19 protein-coding genes are annotated in these 18041 nt (G+C 71.2%); 5 read left to right on the plus strand and 14 right to left on the minus strand.

Annotation, left to right across the window (positions count from 1 at the left end):
- Positions 1 to 85: 85 nt before the first annotated feature.
- From KYK13_RS15460 to ccmA, 8 genes are all read right to left on the minus strand, one after another.
- Complete coding sequence (locus tag KYK13_RS15460) at positions 86 to 1321, minus strand: zinc ribbon domain-containing protein (RefSeq protein WP_223645205.1); 1236 nt, start codon at positions 1319 to 1321, stop codon at positions 86 to 88.
- A 153-nt stretch (positions 1322 to 1474) separates the two neighbouring features.
- Complete coding sequence (locus tag KYK13_RS15465) at positions 1475 to 2035, minus strand: redoxin domain-containing protein (RefSeq protein WP_223645206.1); 561 nt, start codon at positions 2033 to 2035, stop codon at positions 1475 to 1477.
- Positions 2032 to 4056, minus strand: a complete 2025-nt coding sequence (locus KYK13_RS15470; RefSeq protein WP_223645207.1) for a heme lyase CcmF/NrfE family subunit — start codon at positions 4054 to 4056, stop codon at positions 2032 to 2034. The genes KYK13_RS15465 and KYK13_RS15470 overlap by 4 nt, the downstream gene beginning before the upstream one ends.
- Positions 4053 to 4547: a cytochrome c maturation protein CcmE gene (locus KYK13_RS15475; protein ID WP_223645208.1), complete on the minus strand. Its 495-nt coding sequence runs from the start codon at positions 4545 to 4547 to the stop codon at positions 4053 to 4055. Before KYK13_RS15475 ends, KYK13_RS15470 begins: the two co-directional genes overlap by 4 nt.
- Positions 4548 to 4551: 4 nt before the next feature.
- Positions 4552 to 4722, minus strand: coding sequence for a hypothetical protein (locus KYK13_RS15480; RefSeq protein ID WP_223645209.1), 171 nt, complete (start codon positions 4720 to 4722; stop codon positions 4552 to 4554).
- A gap of 2 nt (positions 4723 to 4724) precedes the next feature.
- Complete coding sequence (ccsA, locus tag KYK13_RS15485; protein ID WP_223645210.1) at positions 4725 to 5438, minus strand: cytochrome c biogenesis protein CcsA; 714 nt, start codon at positions 5436 to 5438, stop codon at positions 4725 to 4727.
- A gap of 3 nt (positions 5439 to 5441) precedes the next feature.
- Positions 5442 to 6146 (minus strand): heme exporter protein CcmB, encoded by a 705-nt coding sequence (locus tag KYK13_RS15490; RefSeq protein WP_223645211.1) that lies wholly within the window; start codon positions 6144 to 6146, stop codon positions 5442 to 5444.
- A complete protein-coding gene (ccmA, locus tag KYK13_RS15495; protein WP_223645212.1) occupies positions 6143 to 6808 on the minus strand; it encodes a heme ABC exporter ATP-binding protein CcmA in 666 nt (221 codons plus the stop codon). The genes KYK13_RS15490 and ccmA overlap by 4 nt, the downstream gene beginning before the upstream one ends.
- A gap of 410 nt (positions 6809 to 7218) precedes the next feature.
- On the opposite strand from ccmA, the gene exoL reads away from it, so the two are divergent.
- The 5 genes from exoL to exoP all read left to right on the plus strand — a co-directional run bounded on the left by exoL (position 7219) and on the right by exoP (position 13001).
- On the plus strand, positions 7219 to 8466 hold the full coding sequence (exoL, locus tag KYK13_RS15500) for a spore coat polysaccharide deacetylase ExoL (protein ID WP_223646630.1): 1248 nt from the start codon (positions 7219 to 7221) through the stop codon (positions 8464 to 8466).
- Positions 8463 to 9980 carry an oligosaccharide flippase family protein gene (locus tag KYK13_RS15505; RefSeq protein ID WP_223645213.1) on the plus strand — a complete coding sequence of 506 codons (1518 nt, stop codon included), beginning with the start codon at positions 8463 to 8465 and terminating at the stop codon, positions 9978 to 9980. The genes exoL and KYK13_RS15505 overlap by 4 nt, the downstream gene beginning before the upstream one ends.
- Before the next feature lie 103 nt (positions 9981 to 10083).
- Positions 10084 to 10614 carry a serine O-acetyltransferase gene (locus KYK13_RS15510; RefSeq protein ID WP_223645214.1) on the plus strand — a complete coding sequence of 177 codons (531 nt, stop codon included), beginning with the start codon at positions 10084 to 10086 and terminating at the stop codon, positions 10612 to 10614.
- A 32-nt stretch (positions 10615 to 10646) separates the two neighbouring features.
- Positions 10647 to 11708, plus strand: a complete 1062-nt coding sequence (locus KYK13_RS15515; RefSeq protein WP_223645215.1) for a glycosyltransferase family 4 protein — start codon at positions 10647 to 10649, stop codon at positions 11706 to 11708.
- Positions 11709 to 11798: 90 nt separating this feature from the next.
- Positions 11799 to 13001 carry a spore coat polysaccharide biosynthesis glycosyltransferase ExoP gene (exoP, locus tag KYK13_RS15520; RefSeq protein ID WP_223645216.1) on the plus strand — a complete coding sequence of 401 codons (1203 nt, stop codon included), beginning with the start codon at positions 11799 to 11801 and terminating at the stop codon, positions 12999 to 13001.
- Between the two features lie 72 nt (positions 13002 to 13073).
- Here the strand turns inward: exoP and KYK13_RS15525 are convergent, their stop codons facing one another.
- The 6 genes from KYK13_RS15525 to thiS are packed head-to-tail and all read right to left on the minus strand — an operon-like array spanning position 13074 to position 17847.
- Positions 13074 to 14258: a DUF4350 domain-containing protein gene (locus KYK13_RS15525; RefSeq protein WP_223645217.1), complete on the minus strand. Its 1185-nt coding sequence runs from the start codon at positions 14256 to 14258 to the stop codon at positions 13074 to 13076.
- Entirely contained in the window at positions 14255 to 15139 is an 885-nt protein-coding gene (locus tag KYK13_RS15530; RefSeq protein ID WP_223645218.1) for a DUF4129 domain-containing protein, read from the minus strand. Before KYK13_RS15530 ends, KYK13_RS15525 begins: the two co-directional genes overlap by 4 nt.
- 6 nt (positions 15140 to 15145) lie before the next feature.
- The gene (locus tag KYK13_RS15535; protein WP_223645219.1) at positions 15146 to 16192 is read right to left on the minus strand and encodes a hypothetical protein; all 1047 of its coding nucleotides are present in this window, start codon (positions 16190 to 16192) and stop codon (positions 15146 to 15148) included.
- Positions 16193 to 16220: 28 nt separating this feature from the next.
- Entirely contained in the window at positions 16221 to 16829 is a 609-nt protein-coding gene (locus KYK13_RS15540) for a thiamine phosphate synthase (protein ID WP_223645220.1), read from the minus strand.
- A 2-nt stretch (positions 16830 to 16831) separates the two neighbouring features.
- Positions 16832 to 17617: a thiazole synthase gene (locus tag KYK13_RS15545; RefSeq protein WP_370645366.1), complete on the minus strand. Its 786-nt coding sequence runs from the start codon at positions 17615 to 17617 to the stop codon at positions 16832 to 16834.
- Between the two features lie 26 nt (positions 17618 to 17643).
- Positions 17644 to 17847 carry a sulfur carrier protein ThiS gene (thiS, locus tag KYK13_RS15550; RefSeq protein ID WP_223645221.1) on the minus strand — a complete coding sequence of 68 codons (204 nt, stop codon included), beginning with the start codon at positions 17845 to 17847 and terminating at the stop codon, positions 17644 to 17646.
- Positions 17848 to 18041: the final 194 nt, after the last annotated feature.

Consider the following 18041-nt stretch of genomic DNA (forward strand, 5'->3'; position numbering starts at 1 on the left):
ACCGCCCCCTGACGGGTATTGCACAGGGATTCCTGGGCCGCACGCCCGCCGCTCGGGCAGCCCCCCTTTGGCACTTCCGAAGGCCTCAGCCCCGGTACGCCGGGTCCTGCTCGGTCTCCAGGTCCTGGTCCGGGTCGTAGGGGTCCTCGTCCGGTGGCAGGTACCCGGCCGGCTCGTCCCGGCCCAGCGCCTGGCGCACGGCATGGAAGCCCACCGCCCCCAGGCCCACGAGGAACGCGAGGGGCCCCACCGCGAGCTTCACCCCCGCGAGCGCCCAGAGCAGGCTCACGCTCACCGCGCCCACCGGCGCCCACCGCAGGAAGGCCGGGCGCTCCACGTCCGGCCGCAGCGCCGCGAGCACCAGCACCGACAGGAGCACCAGCAGCGGCAGCTCCGACAGGGGCAGGTCCCAGCCCGAGCGCGACGCGACGCCGCCCCCCGCGCTGTAGAGCGAATCATCCGAGGCCTGCGTCGTGGGAATCACGCGCAGCTCCGGTGGCCCGGCGCGCACGCTGCCGGGCACCGGCGCGTTGTCCGGCAGGGGCGAGCCGTCCGCCATCACCTTGCCCCAGGGCAGGTAGAGCGCCGCCACGCACACCGCCACGCCCGCCAGCGCCAGCACCCGGGGGAAGCCCAGCAGCGAGCGCCACTCGAAGTGGCGGCCCACGCCATCCGGCTCCGCGATGACCCGCCGGTACTGCTCCACGGCGATGAGCGCCGTCCCCGCCGCCCAGAGGGGGAAGAGCAGGTTGAAGCCGGAGAGCAGCCGCACCGACAGCGCCAGGAGCAGCAGCGTGAACGCGGCGGGCACCTCCGGCCGCATCAGCGCCAGCGGCACGGAGTCCACCCAGCCGGGCGCGTCGCCACTGCGCCGCAGCTCCCGCGCGGCGAGCGCCACGCAGCCCACCAGCGTCAGCAGCGTCCCCAGCACGCCCACGCTGGGGAAGAAGGGGAGGATGGACAGCACCAACGAGAACGCCACCAGCCCCACGCCCAGCACGCTCTGCGAGTGGCCCGGCACGTCCTTCAGCCAGCGCGGGCCCGTGTACGGCTCCTCGTCCTCGTACTCCTCGGGGGGAGGCTGTGCGCGGGAGCCACGCGGGGGCGGCGTGTCGCGGCCCTGCCGCGCGTCGTCCTCCTCCTCGTCCATGATCTCCGACGCATAGGCCGGCTCGGACGCGGGGCGGCTGGGGCGCTGGCTCTTCTTCGCGCTGGTCGCGCGAGGGGGCGGGAGCTGGCGTGCCGGCATCTTCGCGCCGCAGTTCTCGCAGTAGGCCAGGCGGACGTCCGCCGCGTTCTCACCGCACTCGGGGCACTGCATGGAAGCCCACCTCGCTGGGACCGGGGCCGGGGGAAGCCCCTGCGCACGACGCCGACAGCAGGGACTTACTACGGAAGCCGCGCTTGCCGCGAGGCGGCCCCGGGAGGTCCCTCCCTGCTCCCGGGGGCCTGCCGTCCGAGCGGGCAGCGTGACTCAGTTTTGACGCGCGGCTTCCGCGGTGGAGCTGGCCAGGGGCTGGGTCAGCTCCTTCACCCGCTGCGCCAGCGTCTGCGGATCGATGGGACCCACGTGCTTGCCGCGGATGATGCCCTTCGCGTCGATGAAGTACGTCTCCGGCACGCCCGCGACGCCGTAGTCCACCGCCATGCGCGAGCGCTCGTCCATCAGCTGCGGGAAGCTCGCGCCCATGCGGCGCAGGAAGTCGCGGGCGTTGGGCTCCGTGTCCTCGAAGACGACGCCCATGAACACGGCCTGCGCGCCCAGCTCGCGCGAACCCCACTCGAGCACCGGGTGCTCGTACTTGCAGGGCCCGCACCACGACGCCCAGAAGTTGATGACCGCCGGGCGGCCCTGGAGGTCCGCGAGCTTCACGGGGTCTCCGCCGTCCAGCGGCTTGAGCGTGAAGTCCGGCGCGGACGTGCCCTTCAGCATGAAGGGGACCTCGTGCGGATCCCGCCCGAAGCCCTGGTAGAGCACGGCGAGCAGCGCCGCGCCCGCCACGGTGAACAGCAGGGGAAGCCGCCAGCGCTTCATGCCGCACCCCGCTCGGCGTCACCGCTGGCCAGGGGAGGGGAGGCCCCCACCGTCGGCGCGTCCGCGCGCAGCACCGCGGCCCGGCGCTGCGGCCACACGGCGATGAGCGTGCCCAGGAGCAGGAGCGGCAGGCTGTACCAGATCCATCCCACCAGCGGGAACACCCAGACGTTGAAGCTCGCCGTGCCCGTCGTCTCGCTGAAGGCCATCAGGGAGATGTAGAGGTCCTCCTTCGGCGACTCGCGCACCGCGGGCGTGCCCACGGGGTCCGTGCTCCGCTCGTAGTAGTTCATGCGCGGGCGCAGCTCGCTCACCGTGCCGTTGGGCGCCGTCACCTCCAGGCGCGCGGCGACGAAGGTGCGGTGCGGCTCCTCGCCGCTGGACAGGCCCACGTACTTCAGCTGGTAGCCGTCCAGCATCATCGTGCCGTCCTTCTTCAGCGTGCCGGACGTGTGCTTCACGTACGCGCTGGAGGCCGCCACGGCGACGATGATGAGCACGATGCCCAGGTGCACCACGTAGCCGCCGAAGCGGCGGCGCGCCTTGCCCGTCGCGGTGGCGAGCGCCGTGACGAAGCCCTCCTTGCGCTCCGTCATGCGCACGCGCACCGGCACCACCAGCTCGCGCAGCGTGATGACGGTGACGAAGCCGGCCAGCCCGAACGTGAGCAGCGGGTACACGCCGCGCAGCCCCGCCGCGTAGCAGGCCACCGTGATGACCACGCCCACCGCCGCGGGGATGAGGAACTGCCGGCGCAGCGTGGCCTTGTCCGGCGTGCCCCAGGGCAGCACCGGGCCCACGCCCATGAGGAAGAGCACCGCGATGCCGCCCGGCACCGCCATCTTGTTGAAGTACGGCTCGCCCACGCTCACGCGGATGCCGCGCACGGCCTCCGACACCAGCGGGTAGAGCGTGCCCAACAGCACCGTGAAGGTGATGGCCACGAAGACCAGGTTGTTCACCAGGATGCTCGCCTCGCGAGACATCATGGACGACAGCCGGCCCTCCGGCGCCAGGAGGTGGCCGCGCGTGGCCAGGAGGCCGATGCACACCACCAGCAGGATGCCGATGAAGACGAGGAACGTGGGCCCGATGTCCGACTGGGTGAACGAGTGCACCGAGTTGAAGATGCCGGAGCGGGTCATGAACGTGCCCAGGATGGTGAGCACGAACGACGCCAGCGCGAGGCTCAGCGTCCACAGCTTCAGCATCCGCTTGCGCTCCTGGACCATGGTGGAGTGCATGAACGCCGTGGCCGTCAGCCACGGCAGGAACGACGCGTTCTCCACCGGATCCCACGCCCAGTAGCCGCCCCAGCCCAAGACGGCGTACGCCCACCACGAGCCCAGCACGATGCCCAGCGTGAGGAACATCCACGCGATGAGCGTCCAGCGCCGCAGCGGCGCCATCCACGCCTCGCCAATCTCCCCGCGCAAGAGGCCCGCCACGGCGACGCCGAAAGGCACCGTCATGCCCACGTAGCCCGCGTAGAGCATGGGCGGGTGGATGATCATCAGGAAGTGGTTCTGCAAAAGCGGGTTGGGGCCCGGACCGTCCGCCGGCACCGGCGACACCGCGCCCCAGGGGTTCGCGGGGCCCGCGATGAGGAAGGCGAAGAAGACGCCCACGGCCAGCATGGTGCCCAGCGCCAGCTGCATGTAGCGCGCGTGCTCCTTGCGGTGCACCCAGGCGAACGCCGCCACGTACGTGCCCATGATGAGGCCCCAGAAGAGGATGGACCCCTCCAGCGCGCTCCAGAGCGACACGATGGTGTAGATGAGCGGCGTGGCGCGGCTGCCCACCTGGGCCACGTACTTCACGCTGAAGTCGTGGCGGATGAGCGCCTCCACCATCACCAGGTTGCTGCCGATCATGCACGCGGCGAAGCCCCACACCGCGCGCAGCACCCACGGATAGCTGGCGTCGTTGCGGCGCAGGCCGCCCACCAGTCCCAGGACCGCGCCGAACGCCGCGAAGGCCAGGCCCGCGAGGACCAGCCCGTAACCCAGCATCCCGTTCACGGCGCCCCCGGCGGCGTCGCGGCCGCGGTGGTGGCGCCTTCGGACAGCGTGTCCTGCCACTTGCGCGGGGACTCGCCTTCCTTGGGCGCGCGGTACTCGTTGGAGTGGTTCACCATCAGCCGGTTGGACGTGAAGACGCCGGACTTGTCATAGGTGCCCTCCACCACGACGCCGATCTTCTCTCGGAACATCTGCGGCGGCGTCTCCAGCGAGCGCACGTGCACGCTCGTCGCGTCCGCGTGCGCGTTGTCCGCCACGCGGAAGTCCAGCGTGGTGTGGGACTCGTTCCACTGGATGCTGCCCGGCTGCACCACGCCGCCCAGGCGGATGGTGGCCGTGTAGGCCTTGTCCCCGTTGGCGACCAGCTCCGACGGGCTCCAGTAGTAGACGAGGTTGTCCCCGATGTTGCCGAAGGCGATGAAGCCCAGGCCCGCGCCGGCGAAGAGCAGGGCTCCCAGCGCGATGAGGCGGTTGCGGTTGACGGGCGTCATGGGCTCACTCCTTCGAATCAGCGGAGGCGCGGGGACGGCGCGCCCAGAGGGAAACCGAGTAGAGCACGAAGGCGGCCACGGAGATGCCGTAGCACGCCTGCACGTACCCCCAACCACCCTGGAGACGGCCACTGCCCACCTGGGCCAGCAGCATCAGCGACGTCAGCGAGGTCATGTTCAGGCCACCTTCGAGGAATGGGACGCGCGCACCGCGGGATCATCCGTGGGCAGCGCGTCCGGCAGCGCCACCTCCGCCTTCCGATCCGCCAGCGCGATGCGGTAGCGGTGCACCATGAAGAGGATGAGCAGCGCCAGCATGCCGAACGCGGCCACGCGCAGCGGCAGCACCATGTTCGGGTCCACCGTCTTGGGGCTGGACTGCACCTGGTGGAGGCTGCGCCACCACCGCACGGAGAACCACACGATGGGCAGGTTGATGGCCCCGATGATGGCCACCACCGCGCTCCACACCGCGCGCTTCTCCGGGTCCTCCACGAAGCGCCGCAGCACCAGGTAGCCCGTGTAGGACACCAGCAGGATGGCCTCCGACGTCAGGCGCGGGTCCCACGACCAGTACACGCCCCACGTGGGGCGGCCCCAGATGGAGCCCGTAATCATGCCCAGCGTGCCGAAGAGCAGGCCGACCTCCGCGGAGGCCTCCGCCATCGCGTCCGTCTTCCACGACGGACGCATCAGGTACGTCACCGCGGCCACGAAGTTGATGAACATGGCCATCATGGCCATCCACTGGAGCGGCACGTGGACGTACATGATGCGCTGCACGTCACCCATCTCCCGGTCCGGCGGCGCCCACGCAAGGCCCAGCCACCAGCCCGCGCCCAGCAGTGCCAGCGCCAGCGCCGGCAAGCCAAACTTGACGAACTTGTTCATCCTTCAGTCCTCGATGACTCGGGGAAACAGCACGAAGCCTACGCCCCAGTAAATCAGATTGAACCCCAGCAGCAGCCCCTGCCATGAGCCCAGCTGCTGCATCGGGTCACCCTGGAGTACGAGCGTGGTCCCCTTGGCAGCGGACAGGAGGGCCGGGATGACGAGCGGGAACAATAGCAGAGGCAGCAGCACATCTCGGGCCCGGGCGTTGCTGGAGATGGCCGCATACACGGTCCCCGGGGCGCTGAGCGCCAGGCTGCCCAGGACCAGGATGCCCGCCAGGTCACCGAGCCCGGTGACGATGCGCACGCCGTAGAGGGCCACCATCACCGGCACCAGCAGCATCCCCAGGGCCAACAGCAGCAGGGCGTTGCCCAGCGCCTTGGACAGGAAGATGGCGCGCGCGTCCGCGGGGGCCAGGCGCACGCCGTCCAGGCAGGCGTTCTCCGTCTCCACGCGGAAGGACTCGCCCAGGGACAGCACGCTGGCGAAGAGGATGGCCAGCCACAGGTAGCCGCCCGCGTTGCGCTCCAGGAGCTTCGTGTCCGGGCCCAGCGCGAAGGAGAAGAGCAGCAGCGTGGCCATGGCGAAGAACACCAGCGCGTTGAGCCGCGCGCGGGTGCGCCATTCGATGAGCAGGTCCTTGCGCAGGAGGACGAGCGTCGTCGTCAGCAGGCCCGGACGGCGCTTCGGGGTCGGCGCGCTCATGCCGCCACCGCCCGGCCGTCCTGCAGGTGCAGCCGCTCCTCGCACAGGCTCAATCCCTGTTCGATGAGGTGCGTGGCCAGCACCACCGTGGTCCCCGCCGCCTTCAATTCCGCGATGACGCGCTCCATGTCCCCGATGCCCGCGGGGTCCAGCTCTCCAAAGGGCTCGTCCAACAGCGCCAGGGCGGGGGCCTTCATCAGGAGCCGCGCGATGGCCAGGCGCTTGCGCATGCCCGCGCTGAAGCCTCGCACCGGGCTGTCCGTGCGGCGCGTCAGGCCCACCCGGTTGAGCAGCGCGTCCGCGACGTCCTGCGGCGCGTCCACGCCCAGCAGGCGCCCCAGCACCATCAGGTTCTGCTGCGCGGTGAGGTCCTCGTAGAGGAAGCTGGCGTGGGACAGGAGCGCCACGTCGCGGCGCACCGCATCGCGGTCCCGCACGGCGTCCCGGCCCAGCACCTCCACGCGGCCCGCGGTGGGCCCGAGCGCGGTGGCCACGAGGCGCAGGAGCGTCGTCTTCCCGGAGCCGTTGTGGCCGGTGAGCAGCAGCGAACGGCCAGCGGGCAGCGCGTAGGTGAGGCGCGCGAGCGCCCACCGACGCCCATAGCGCTTGCTCACGTCGTGGAGGGCGATCGCGGGCGCTGATCCAGAGGGGAGAGGGGGCATCGGCGGGCCGTTTCGTAGCCGGAAAACCCGCTGTTCACCAGTGAAACCCCAGGGGCCGGCCGCACGAGGACAAGAAGTTTTTACGCCTGCTTCTTCCGCTGCTTTCGCTGCAGGACTGAAAGGTTTTCCCCATGGGGGGGCTCCAGACTGCCCTGGTACCCCCAGGTACGACTCACATCGGCCCCTGTCTGCCCCTGAAGGCACCGGGTTTCCCCGGGTTACGGAGGATTTCCACCACCTTCCTGCCCTGGCATCCAGCATGCAACCACTCGCGCCGGGGTTCGCTCCATAGTGGGGAGCGGGCAGACGGCGAAAACCGCGAGGGAGGCGTGATGGCAGGCAGGGTGTTGCGGCGGGCGGCGAAGGCGGCGGCGGCGGGATTCCTCCACTACAGCGGGGTGCGCAAGGCGATGGCGGCGTACCGCCGTTCCCAGTCGGGGGGGCGGCGCATCCTCATTGTGAGCTACCACCGCGTGGTGAGCGATTTCACGGGGGAGCTTCAGCGCTCCATCCCGGGTCTGCTCATCTCCCAGGAGACCTTCCGTCGCCACATGGAAGAGGCGCACGCCGCGGGCTTCGAGCTGGCGAGCCTGGGCGACGCGCTGGACGTGATGGCGGGCCGGCGCGCGGCGAAGAAGGACCAGTTCGTGGTGACGTTCGATGACGGCTACCGCGACGTGTACCGGTACGCGTACCCGGTGCTGAAGCAGATGGGCGTGCCGGCCATCACCTATCTGCCCACGGCGTTCATCAACACGGACAAGCGCTTCAACCACGACCGGCTGTTCCACTTGCTGCGCCGCGTGCAGGAGCGCCGGTTCCGTCCGGACTACTCCGCCATGCCCGGCGCGTCGGTGGAACTGCTGGGGCCCATCCTCTCCGGGCGGAAGACGGCGTCCGCGGCGCTGGACGACTTCATCGGCGAGCACCCGACGCGCGTGCTCACGGGCATCATCGACGCGCTGGAGCAGCAGCTGGGCGGCGGCTCGGACCTGACGCCCGAGCAGGGCGACGTCATGAACTGGGACGAGGTGCGCCAGATGGCGCGCGACGGCTTCGAGTTCGGCGCGCACACGCTGGGCCACACGGTGCTGACGCTGGAGCCCACCGCGGTGGTGGAGAAGGAGATCCTGGAGTCCAAGCAGACCATCGAGCGCGAGGTGGGCATCCAGGTGAAGGACTTCGCGTACTGCAATGGCTGGTACTCGGATGAGATGATCCGCGTGCTCAGCCAGAACGGCTTCCGCTCCGGCGTCACCACGGAGGACCTGCCCAACCGCGTGGGCGGCGACCCGTTCACCCTCAAGCGCAAGGTGATGTGGGAGAACTTCAGCCTGGGCCTGATGGGGGACTACTCGTCGTCGCTCACGGTGTGCCAGTTCGACGACTGCTTCGGCTTGCTGGGCATGAGCCATCCGGTGCTGGGCCACCGGCCCCACGTGTTCTCGCAGTCGAGCGGCGCCAACGTGCTCGCCCAGCCGCCGGCCATCACGAGCACGGTGCTGGGCAAGGTGACGCCGGTGGACGTCGTGGACGTGACAGCGCAGGTGATCGTGAAGGACCCCCGGGTTGCCGCGGCGGTGACGGGTGCGCAGGTCGTGGTGGCGCCGAACGTGGCCCTTGCCTCGGAGGCGGCGAAGCCGGAGGAGATCCAGTGAGTGCGTCACCCAAGCCGGCCGCGGCCCCGTCGTTCCTGGGGCGGGCCGGCCCGTTGGTGTTGGCCCGGTTGTTCACCGCCGGGCTGACGCTGTCCATTCCGCTCGTGCTGGCCCGGGTGCTGCGCCTGGACGAGTACGGCACCTACTACCAACTGTTCCTCATCGCCACGACGCTGTCGTACGTGCTGCCCTTCGGCGTGGCGCAGAGCCTCTACTACTTCCTGCCCCGCGCGGAAGCGAAGCGGCCCTACCTGGGGCACGCGCTGCTCTTCGTGACGGGGGCGGGCATCGTGGCCGCGGGCCTGGTGTGGGCCTTCCTGGGCCACGTGGCCGCCTACTTCAACAACCCGGCGCTGATGGAGCACCGCGCGGCGCTGGCGCTCTACACGGCGCTCTTCCTGGGCGCCTACCCGCTGGAGATCTCGCTCACCAGCCAGGGGAAGACGAAGGCGTCCGCGGTGGTGTACCTGGCGTCGGACGCGGTGCGCTCGGGCGTGATGGTGGTGCCGCCGCTGTTGGGCTTCTCCCTGCACGGGATGATGATCGCCGTGGCCTGCTTCGCGGGGCTTCGCTACGTGGCCACGTGGGTGGTGTCGCTGCGCGGCTCCACCGGTCCGCTGGTGGACTGGAAGCTCTTCAAGGAACAGCTGGTGTACGCGGCGCCCTTTGGCGCGGCCATGTGCCTGGCCATCCCCCAGCAGAACGCGCACATGTACGCGGTGGCGGGCGTGGTGGCCCCCGCGGTGTACGCGCTCTACCGGGTGGGCTGCTTCCAGCTGCCGGTGGTGGACCTGCTCTACACGCCCACCAGTGAGGTGCTGATGGTGCGCCTGGGCGAGCTGGAGCGCGAGGGCCGGCTGGAGGAGGGCGTGGAGGCCTTCCGGGAGGCGGCCGGCAAGCTCGCGTACGTGTTCCTGCCCTTCGCGGCGTTCCTCTTCGCGGCGGCGCCGGAGTTCGTGGGGGGCATGTTCGGCCAGAAGTTCCTGCCGGCGGTCCCCATCTTCCGGGTGAGCGTGCTGGGCGTGATGCTGTCCATCCTGCCCATGGACGGGACGCTGCGGGCCCGGGGCCAGACGCGGGCCATCTTCGCGTCATACCTGGTGAAGGCAGTGGTGACGGTGCCGCTGCTCTGGGTGGGCGTGAGGCAGTTCGGGATGATGGGCGGCATCGCGTCCTGGGCGCTGGCGGAGATGGTGGGCAAGGGCATGCTGCTCATCCGCGTGCCCAGGGCTCTGTCCACGCCCGAGCGGAAGCTGGGACTGCGGGACGTCATCCCATGGCGGGAGCTGGGACAGGCGTCGCTGGCGGCGGTCGCGGCGGGCGGGAGCATCTTCCTGCTTCGCACCGGCGTGCACGACGCGTGGGTGAACCTGCCCACGGGCTTCCTGTGGCGGGTGCTGCCGCTGGCGGTGGCGGGGCTGACGTTCGTGGTGGGGTACGTGGTGGGCCTGTATGCGCAGGGCGTTCGCCCGTGGAGCGCACTGCAGTCCCTGCGTCCCCGCCGGGCGGCCTGATCCACCGTCGGGTACTGGACGCGTGGGGAGCACTTCCCTCTCCACGCGTGGGTACCTACCTTCCGGGCGTCACGGATTTCGGGTGAGGGCGAGGAGAGGCGTGATGGGATTCGACGCGATGACGTTGTACCGGCTGGCGCATGGGCTGAAGAAGCGCGGAGTGCCGTTGCTTCCTGCGGTGTTGCGCAAGGCCATCTACTACCTGCACAGCTCCTACATCCCCGAGGACGCGCAGCTGGGGGAGGGCACGCAGCTGGGCTACGGCGGCATCGGCGTGGTCATCCACAAGGCGGCGCAGGTGGGCCGCCACGTCCTCATCTCGCAGCAGGTCACGATTGGCGGACGCTCCGGGCTGGAGGGCGCGCCGGTGATTGGCGACTACGTGCGCATCGGCGCGGGCGCCAAGGTGCTGGGCAACATCCGCGTGGGCGACTTCGCGGTGATTGGGGCCAACGCGGTGGTGGTGAAGGACGTGCCGGCGGGCGCGGTCGTCGCGGGCGTGCCCGCGAGGGTCATCCGCCAGGACGCGGACCCGCTCACCACGTACCAGCGCGAGATGGGCCTGTTGCCCACGCGCGCGCCGCCGAAGCTCACCCAGGTTCCCCGGCACTCCTCGCAGGCGTCCCTGCGCTAGCCACCGGTTCCATGGACAAGGGGGCTTCGTTCATGCGCGTGCTGCTCGTCGGGGACTATCCGCCGCCGTACGGGGGCGTGGCCATCCACGTCCGTCAACTCCATCAATTCCTGCGCGACCGCGGGGTCGAGGCGAAGGTGCTCGACATCGGGAAGGGGGGCCGGCCGGCTCCGGACGTCCTCCCGGTGCACGGCGCCGCCGCCTTCGGCCTGCGGCTCGCGGGGTTCACCTCCGCGGGCTGGACGGTCCACCTGCACACCAGCGGCAACAACCCGAAGGCGTGGGTGCTGGCGGCGCTGGTGGGCACGATGCCCGGGCCGCGCTCGCCGCGGGTCATCACGCTGCACTCCGGGTTGATTCCGGACTACCTGGCGGAGTCGCAGGCCCGGCGCGTGTTCGCGCGCACGGCGCTGGCGGGCTACGCGCGGGTGGTGGCGGTGTCCCCGGCGGTGCGCGACGCGGTGGTCGCGTGCGGCGTGCCGGAGGAGAGGGTCCTGGTGCATCCGGCCTTCTGTGCCTCCCAGGTGCAGCCGGGGCCGGTGACGCCGGAGGTGGAGGCCGCGCGGGCCCGGCGCAGTCCGCTGCTCGCGATGGCGCACCACCCGTCGCCCGTGTACGGGCGCATGCAGATGTTCCGCGCGCTGAAGCTCGTGGCGGAGACGCATCCGGGCGTGGGGCTGGCGCTCTTCGGCCCGGGCACGCGTTCTGAAGAGTTCATCCGCGACGCGCGCAACCTGGGCGTGGCGGGGCTCTTGGAGGACCTGGGCGAATTGGAGCACGCGAAGGCGCTGGGGCTGCTGTCCCGGAGCGACGTCTTCATCCGGCCCACGACGCATGACGGGGACTCGCTGTCCGTGCGCGAGGCGCTGGCGCTGGGCGTGCCGTGCGTGGCCAGCGACGTGTGCGCGCGGCCGGAGGGCACGCGGTTGTTCAAGGCCGGGGACGAGCGGGCGCTGGCGCAGGCGGTGCGCGACGCGCTGGCGGCGGGCCCGGCGAAGGTGATGGCCCCGGATGCGGGGCCGGTGATGCTGGACCTGTACGCGGGGCTGCTGCCGTCCGGCATGTCGGGTGCGGGGACCGTGAACGCGGCGTGAGCGGGCGGGGACGGGGTTGGGGCGCCTGCGTGATGCGGGCGCGCTCCAGGGGCTTTCAGCACGGGGTTTTGATTTCAGGAGAAGAAGACGATGCGTCGCAGTGAAGAAATGGATTTGTCGAAGCGGGCCCTTCGCGGCCGGGACCTGGTGGTGTTCTCCAACGACTGGGATGGGGACCCGCTGTCGAAGGTCCACATCATGCGGATCCTCTCCCGGGACAACCGCGTGCTGTGGGTGAACAGCATCGGCAACCGGGCGCCCAAGGCGAACGCGCACGACGCGCAGCGGATCATCAAGAAGCTGAAGACGTTCACCCAGGGCATCCGTGAAGTGGAGCCCAACCTGCACGTGCTCGCGCCGCTGGCGATTCCGTTCTACGGCTCGGAGACGGTGCGCCAGGCGAACCGCCACCTCCTGCGCCTCCAGGTGCTGCGCGCGATGAAGCAGCTGAAGTTCGAGCGCCCCATCTCCTGGAGCTTCCTGCCGGCTTCCGCGCCGGTGTCCGGCACGCTGGGCGAGGACTTCGTCGTGTACCACTGCGTGGACGAGTTCTCCGCGTTCAGCGACACGAACGGCAAGCACATCGCGGAGCTGGAGGAGCGCCTGTTGCGCCGCGCGGACATGTGCATCACGTCCGCGGAGCGCCTGTATGAGAACAAGAAGCGCATCAACCCGCGCACGGTGCTGGTGCGCCACGGCACGGACTTCTCGCACTTCGTGAAGGCGTGCGACCCGGCGACGAGGATTCCGGAGGACATCGCGAAGCTGCCCAGGCCCATCATCGGCTTCTTCGGGCTGGTGGCGGACTGGATTGATCAGGACGCCATCATCGCGTGCGCGAAGGCGCACCCCGAGGGCTCGGTGGTCATCGTGGGCAAGACGACGCCGGACTGCGACGACAGCCGGCTGCGCGCGGTGCCCAACATCCACATGCTGGGGCGCAAGCCGTACGCGGACCTGCCGGGCTACAACAAGGCGTTCGACGTGGCGCTCAACCCGTTCGTCATCAACGAGCTGACGCTCAACTCCAACCCGCTGAAGGTGCGCGAGTACCTGGCGTCCGGCCTGCCGGTGGTGTCGTCCGACCTCCCGGAGGTCCGCAAGGTGGGCCTGTGCCGCATCGCCACCACGCCCGAGGACTACGTGAAGCAGGTCAACGCGGCGCTGGCGGACAACCCGGGCCCGAACCGGGAGCGCGCGGAGAAGATCTTCCACGAGAGCTGGGAGGCGCGCGTCGCGGAGATCCGCCAGCACGTGGGTGAGGCGATGCTCGCGGCGGGCAAGAAGCTGTAGGTCCGGTCCGGTACCGGGCGACAAGAGGGCGCGGGTCCGGGGCGTGCGAGCGCGCTCAGGCCCGCGTCTTCGTCATTCGCGGGGGGCGTCCGCGCGGCCCGTCACGCGACGCTCCAGGAGGGCGTAGCGGCGCGCGAGGCGGGTGTAGTCCGCGGGGCGGATGGGCGCGCGCTCCTTCGTGCGCAGGAGGTCGTCCTTCGCGTCCAGGTAGTCGCGCGCGGGCACGCCGCAGGTCTCCTCCAACAGGCGCGCGGCCTCCGCGTCCGGCAGGGACGGAGCGATGCCCAGGCGCTCCTGCATCAAGCGGCGCAGGCTGCCGTCGAGCTCCGGCAACAGCTCCGCCTCCACCTTCGCGCGGCGCATGAGCCAGCCCAGGGAGCGCACGTATTCGCGCGACGAACGGTGGCGTTCCACGCGCACGGGGCGGGGCGCGCCGAAGCGCGTGCCTCGGGAGACGGCGTAGACGAGCCCCGCGGCGAGGCTCTGGGCAATGAACACCCAGAGGCCCTGGGAGAGGGGCGGGCGCGTGACGACGGCGTGGTGGAACTCGTCGAAGCGCAGGGGCCCCCGCGCGGCGAGCGCATCCCAGAAGCGCAGGTTGTCGAGCAGCTCCAGGCGCCGGTTCTCCGCGAGGTCCGGGCCCGCGGCGACGTAGACCTCGCCCTGGCCCAGGCCCCAGCGCCACAGCACGCCCGCGCTGCCCAGGCCCGCGAGCGGCACCGCGTCCTCGTGCTCCATCCGCAGGCTTCGATCCCGTGCCACGCGCAGCAGCGACAGGTCGCGCAGCGCGCCGGTGGGCAGCCACACGTCCACGCTGACTCCGGAGGGGTCCACCCATTCGGAGGCCAGGCCCTGGTGGTTCGTGCCGGGCAGGGCGCCGGAGACGATGCGCAGCCACTCCTCCATGCCCGGCTGGTGTTCGCCCAGCACGTGCGGAGACAGGTACACGAGCGTGCCGCCGCTGTGGACGAAGCGCTCCAGCGCGGCGACCTCCTCCTTCGTGACGGGCTGGGCCTGCGGCGCGGCGATGACCAGCGTGCGGGTGTCCGCGGGGACCGCGTCCAGGGACTTCGTCTGCGCGCTGACGTTCCGTCCGCGTTCCCGCAGGTAGACGAAGAGGGCCTTGAGCCCCAGGGGCCCCGGGTTCGAGATGGACGGAACGGGCGAGTCCGGCGGGGCCTCGTGTGAGGCCAGGCCCACCGCCAGCGCCACGGCGATCATCAAGCCCAGGACGACGGCGACGCGCGCGTTCCTCACGGCCGGCCCTCCGCGAGCGAGCCGTGCAACTGCTCCACGGACTCCACGAAGCGGGTGGCCTCCTCCCGCGACACGGGCTCCAGCGAATAGAAGGCCCGGTCGTACCAGCAGACCAGCCGCTCCACCTCGCCCGTGACGCGCGCGGGGGCGCCTCGCGACGGCAGCTCCGCGGCGAGCTCGCGGTTGGTCTTCACGCGGTCCGGCCTTGCCAACCGGCGCTGCTCCAGCGTGGACAGCAGGCCCAGCAAGCCTTCGCGGATGGCCTCGCGCGCGTCCTCCGTCTCCAGGGCCGTGCGCGCGCGGCCCAGGTGTTCTCCAGGCGTGTCCAGCTCCAGGGGCGCGGCTTCGCCCTCCACTCCCTGCGCGGTGGCGGCCTTGCGGCTCCGGCGCCAGCGCACCCTCAGCACACCGAACAGCACCACCGCCAGCGCCACGCCCAGCATCACCGCGCGCGTGGCCACCGCGAAGCCCTGCGCGCCCCGGGACTCGAAGAGTCCTTCCAACCAGCTCTGCAATTCGCGCAGCAGGCGCGTCAGCAGGTCGCTGTTGCGCTGACGGGCCCTCGCGAACTCCGGCCGGTCGAGGATGGCGCGCAGCCGCTCCGGCTCACTCGTCACCACAGGGGACGCCGTCGGCTCCGCGTCCAGCGCGCACACGGCCTCCAGGTACACGGAGAGCTGCCGGGCCCGCTCCGGCGCCGTCTGTCCGGAGGACCCGGGCGGCAGGGGCAGGCCGTCCAGCGCCTCCACCAGCCGGTTCACCTCCGCGTTGAAGGCGTCCGGGCGCGAGCGCGCCGTGTCCTCGAGCCGGCGCGACACGGCCTCCCGTTCCGCGCAGGGGGGCAGTGCGGCCAGCAGCAGGAGCAGGGGCAGGGCGGGCACGGGAGCTCAGGGGGACGGCGGCGCCGGCTCCACGGTCGCGATCCGCCGCTCCAGGTCCAGGCCCTCGCGGCGCACGCGCATGTCCACGTAGAAGAACGCGGTCACCACGAAGCTCAGCGGCGTGAAGAAGGACTGCCCGACCACCTGCAACAGCTCCGCGGGGACGAGCAGCGCCTGCGGAATGGCCGCCTGGGCCGCCGGATCCAACAGGTTGCCGCCATAGGCCAGCCGGACGATCCACGCGGGCAGGCCCGAAACCAGGCTCACCGCGATGAGGATGCCGCCCACCACCGTGGACAGCACCATGGCCCGCACCGTGCCCCGGCCCAGGAAGCCCTGTTCGACGCGGCCCTTGAGCAGGGCCCCGGAGCGCTTGAACGCCGCCCACGCGCCCACGTCCTCCATGGCCAGCACCGGAGGCAGGAGCATGAAGCGAAGGAAGTACCAGAGCACCGCCGCCAGGGCGCCCAGGCCCAGCACGATGGCGCCGATGATGATCAACGCGACGCTCAGCGCCGTGCTCCCGCCCGAGCCCTTCCCGGTGACGGCCGCGACCACGCCCAGCCCCAGGACGAAGGACCCGGGCAGGCACAAGACGACCGCCACGCCCATGAACCACAGGCTGGACAGCAGGTACGTCCCGGTCAGCGTGCCCAGGCGCGACGCCGCCCGCCGCAGGCCTTCCGAGGGACGCACCGGCTCCCCCAGCTGCGCGGGCACCACGTACCGGGCCGCCGCCGTGGTGGCGACCCAGAAGTTCCACACCAGGACCACGTACAGCACGAGCATCAACCCGAGCAGGGTGCCGGACTGCGCCAACGCCTGCGTGGGGGCCGTGCCCGCGGGAGCCTGGCTCCCCATTCCGGGCAAGACGCCCACCGTGCGCGTCATCACGACCGTGAAGGCCTTCACCGCGATGTAGTTGAGCAGGTCGAACCCCAGACACAGCACGAACAGGGGCTTGAGGTGCGCGCGCCAGAACGTCGCCGCGCGGTCGATGATTTCTCCGAGGGCGAGCGGGCGCAGCTCAACGGAGGTCGGGGAGGGCGTCACGGCCGCGCAGCATAGCGCCGCCTCGGGCTCACGGGGGCGCGCGGACGTCCAACAACGCCTGGGCCGCCGCGCGCGGATCCTCGGCCTCCAGCACGGCGGAGATGACCGCGACGCCCCAGGCCTCCGGTACCTCCCGAGCGCGCTCCGGAGTCATCCCGCCCAGCGCCAGGGCCGGGCAGGGCAGCCGCCGCGCGAGCCCCCGGAACCCATGCGGGCCCAGCGTGTCGCGCGTGTCCCCCGGCTTGGAGCCGGGCGCGAACACGGGGCTCACCAGCGCCAGGTCCGCTCCGGCCGCGGCCTCCGCCTCGCGCGCGTCGTGCACCGCCACGCTCACCCACCGGTCCGCGGAGAGGAACGGGCGCACGTCTCGAGGCGCAGGGCCCGACGCGGGCAGGTGCAGGTGCGCGCCCACGAGCAGCGCGACGTCCAGCCTCCCGTTCACGAACAGCGTCCGGCCCCGGCACACCTCCGCCAGGAGCCGCGCCTCCTCCAGGAACAGCCGCCCGGGGGCCTCCGGGTGGCGGTGCTGCACGGCGACGTCCGGCCCCGCCTCCAGCGCCCGCTCCAGCGCGGTCAACAACCGCGCCCGGGGCAGCCGCCAGTCCGTGATGACCACGAGGCGGGGCAGGGGGGGCACCGCTACTCCACGAGCCCTTCGATGGGGCTGGACGCGGAGCCGTACGCCTTGCGCGGGATGCGGCCCGCCAGGAACGCGTCGCGGCCGGCCTCCACGGCCTTCTTCATGGCCACGGCCATGCGCACCGGATCCTTCGCGCCCGCGATGGCGGTGTTCATGAGCAGCGCGTCCACGCCCAGCTCCATCGCGATGGCCGCGTCGGACGCCGTGCCCACGCCCGCGTCCACGATGACCGGCACCTTCACCACCTCGCGGATGAGCCGCAGGTTGTGCGGGTTGCGGATGCCCAGCCCGCTGCCGATGGGCGCCGCCAGCGGCATCACCGCCGCGCAGCCCGCGTCCTCCAGCTTGCGCGCGGTGATGGGGTCGTCGCTGGTGTACGGCAGCACCGTGAAGCCCTCCTTCACCAGGATGCGCGCCGCCTTCACCGTCTCCTCGACGTCCGGGTAGAGCGTCTTCTCGTCGCCCAGGACCTCCAGCTTCACCCACTTGCTCATGCCCAGCTCTTCCGCCAGCCGGCACGTGCGCACCGCGTCCTCCGCCGTGTAGCAGAGCGCCGTGTTGGGCAGGAGCCGCATCCGGGTGCGGTCGATCCAGTTCATCAGCGACGCCTCACCCGTCGCCTTCAGGTCCAACCGCCGCACCGCCACCGTGACGAGCTCCGCGCCCGACGCTTCGTGGCACTGCTTCATCACCTCGTGACTGGGGTACTTCCCCGTCCCCACGATGAGCCGCGAGGAGAACGTCACCCCCGCCAGCGTGAAAGGCTTGTCCGCGATGCCGCTCATGACCGTCTCCTCTCCAGTGCCTGCGCTCACCCGCCACCGACGAAGGTGACGATCTCCACCCGGTCCCCGTCCTGGAGCCGGTGCTCGGCGTGACGGGCGCGGCGCACCACCTCCGCGTTCACCTCCACAGCCACCCCGGGGCCACTGCCCAGGTTCAACAGCGCCAGCAGGGACGAAAGGGTGCTGCCCTCCGGCAGCGTCCGGGCTTCTCCGTTGACCCACACGTTCACGGCCTCGCGGCTCCTTCCGGCCCCCTCCACGGACGGGACCCGCCGCTGCCAGTACAAGGGCGGTTCTGCCCTGTCAACGCACAGCCTCCCCCACGCAGCAGCCCCGCTTCAGCGCACCGGAACGGATTTTTCGCGCCCGGATGCGTTTTGTTCCGCTACCCCAGCAGGCAGGGGGCCAGGCCCTCCCCCTGACG

Source organism: Corallococcus sp. EGB, from assembly GCF_019968905.1.
Taxonomy (GTDB): domain Bacteria; phylum Myxococcota; class Myxococcia; order Myxococcales; family Myxococcaceae; genus Corallococcus.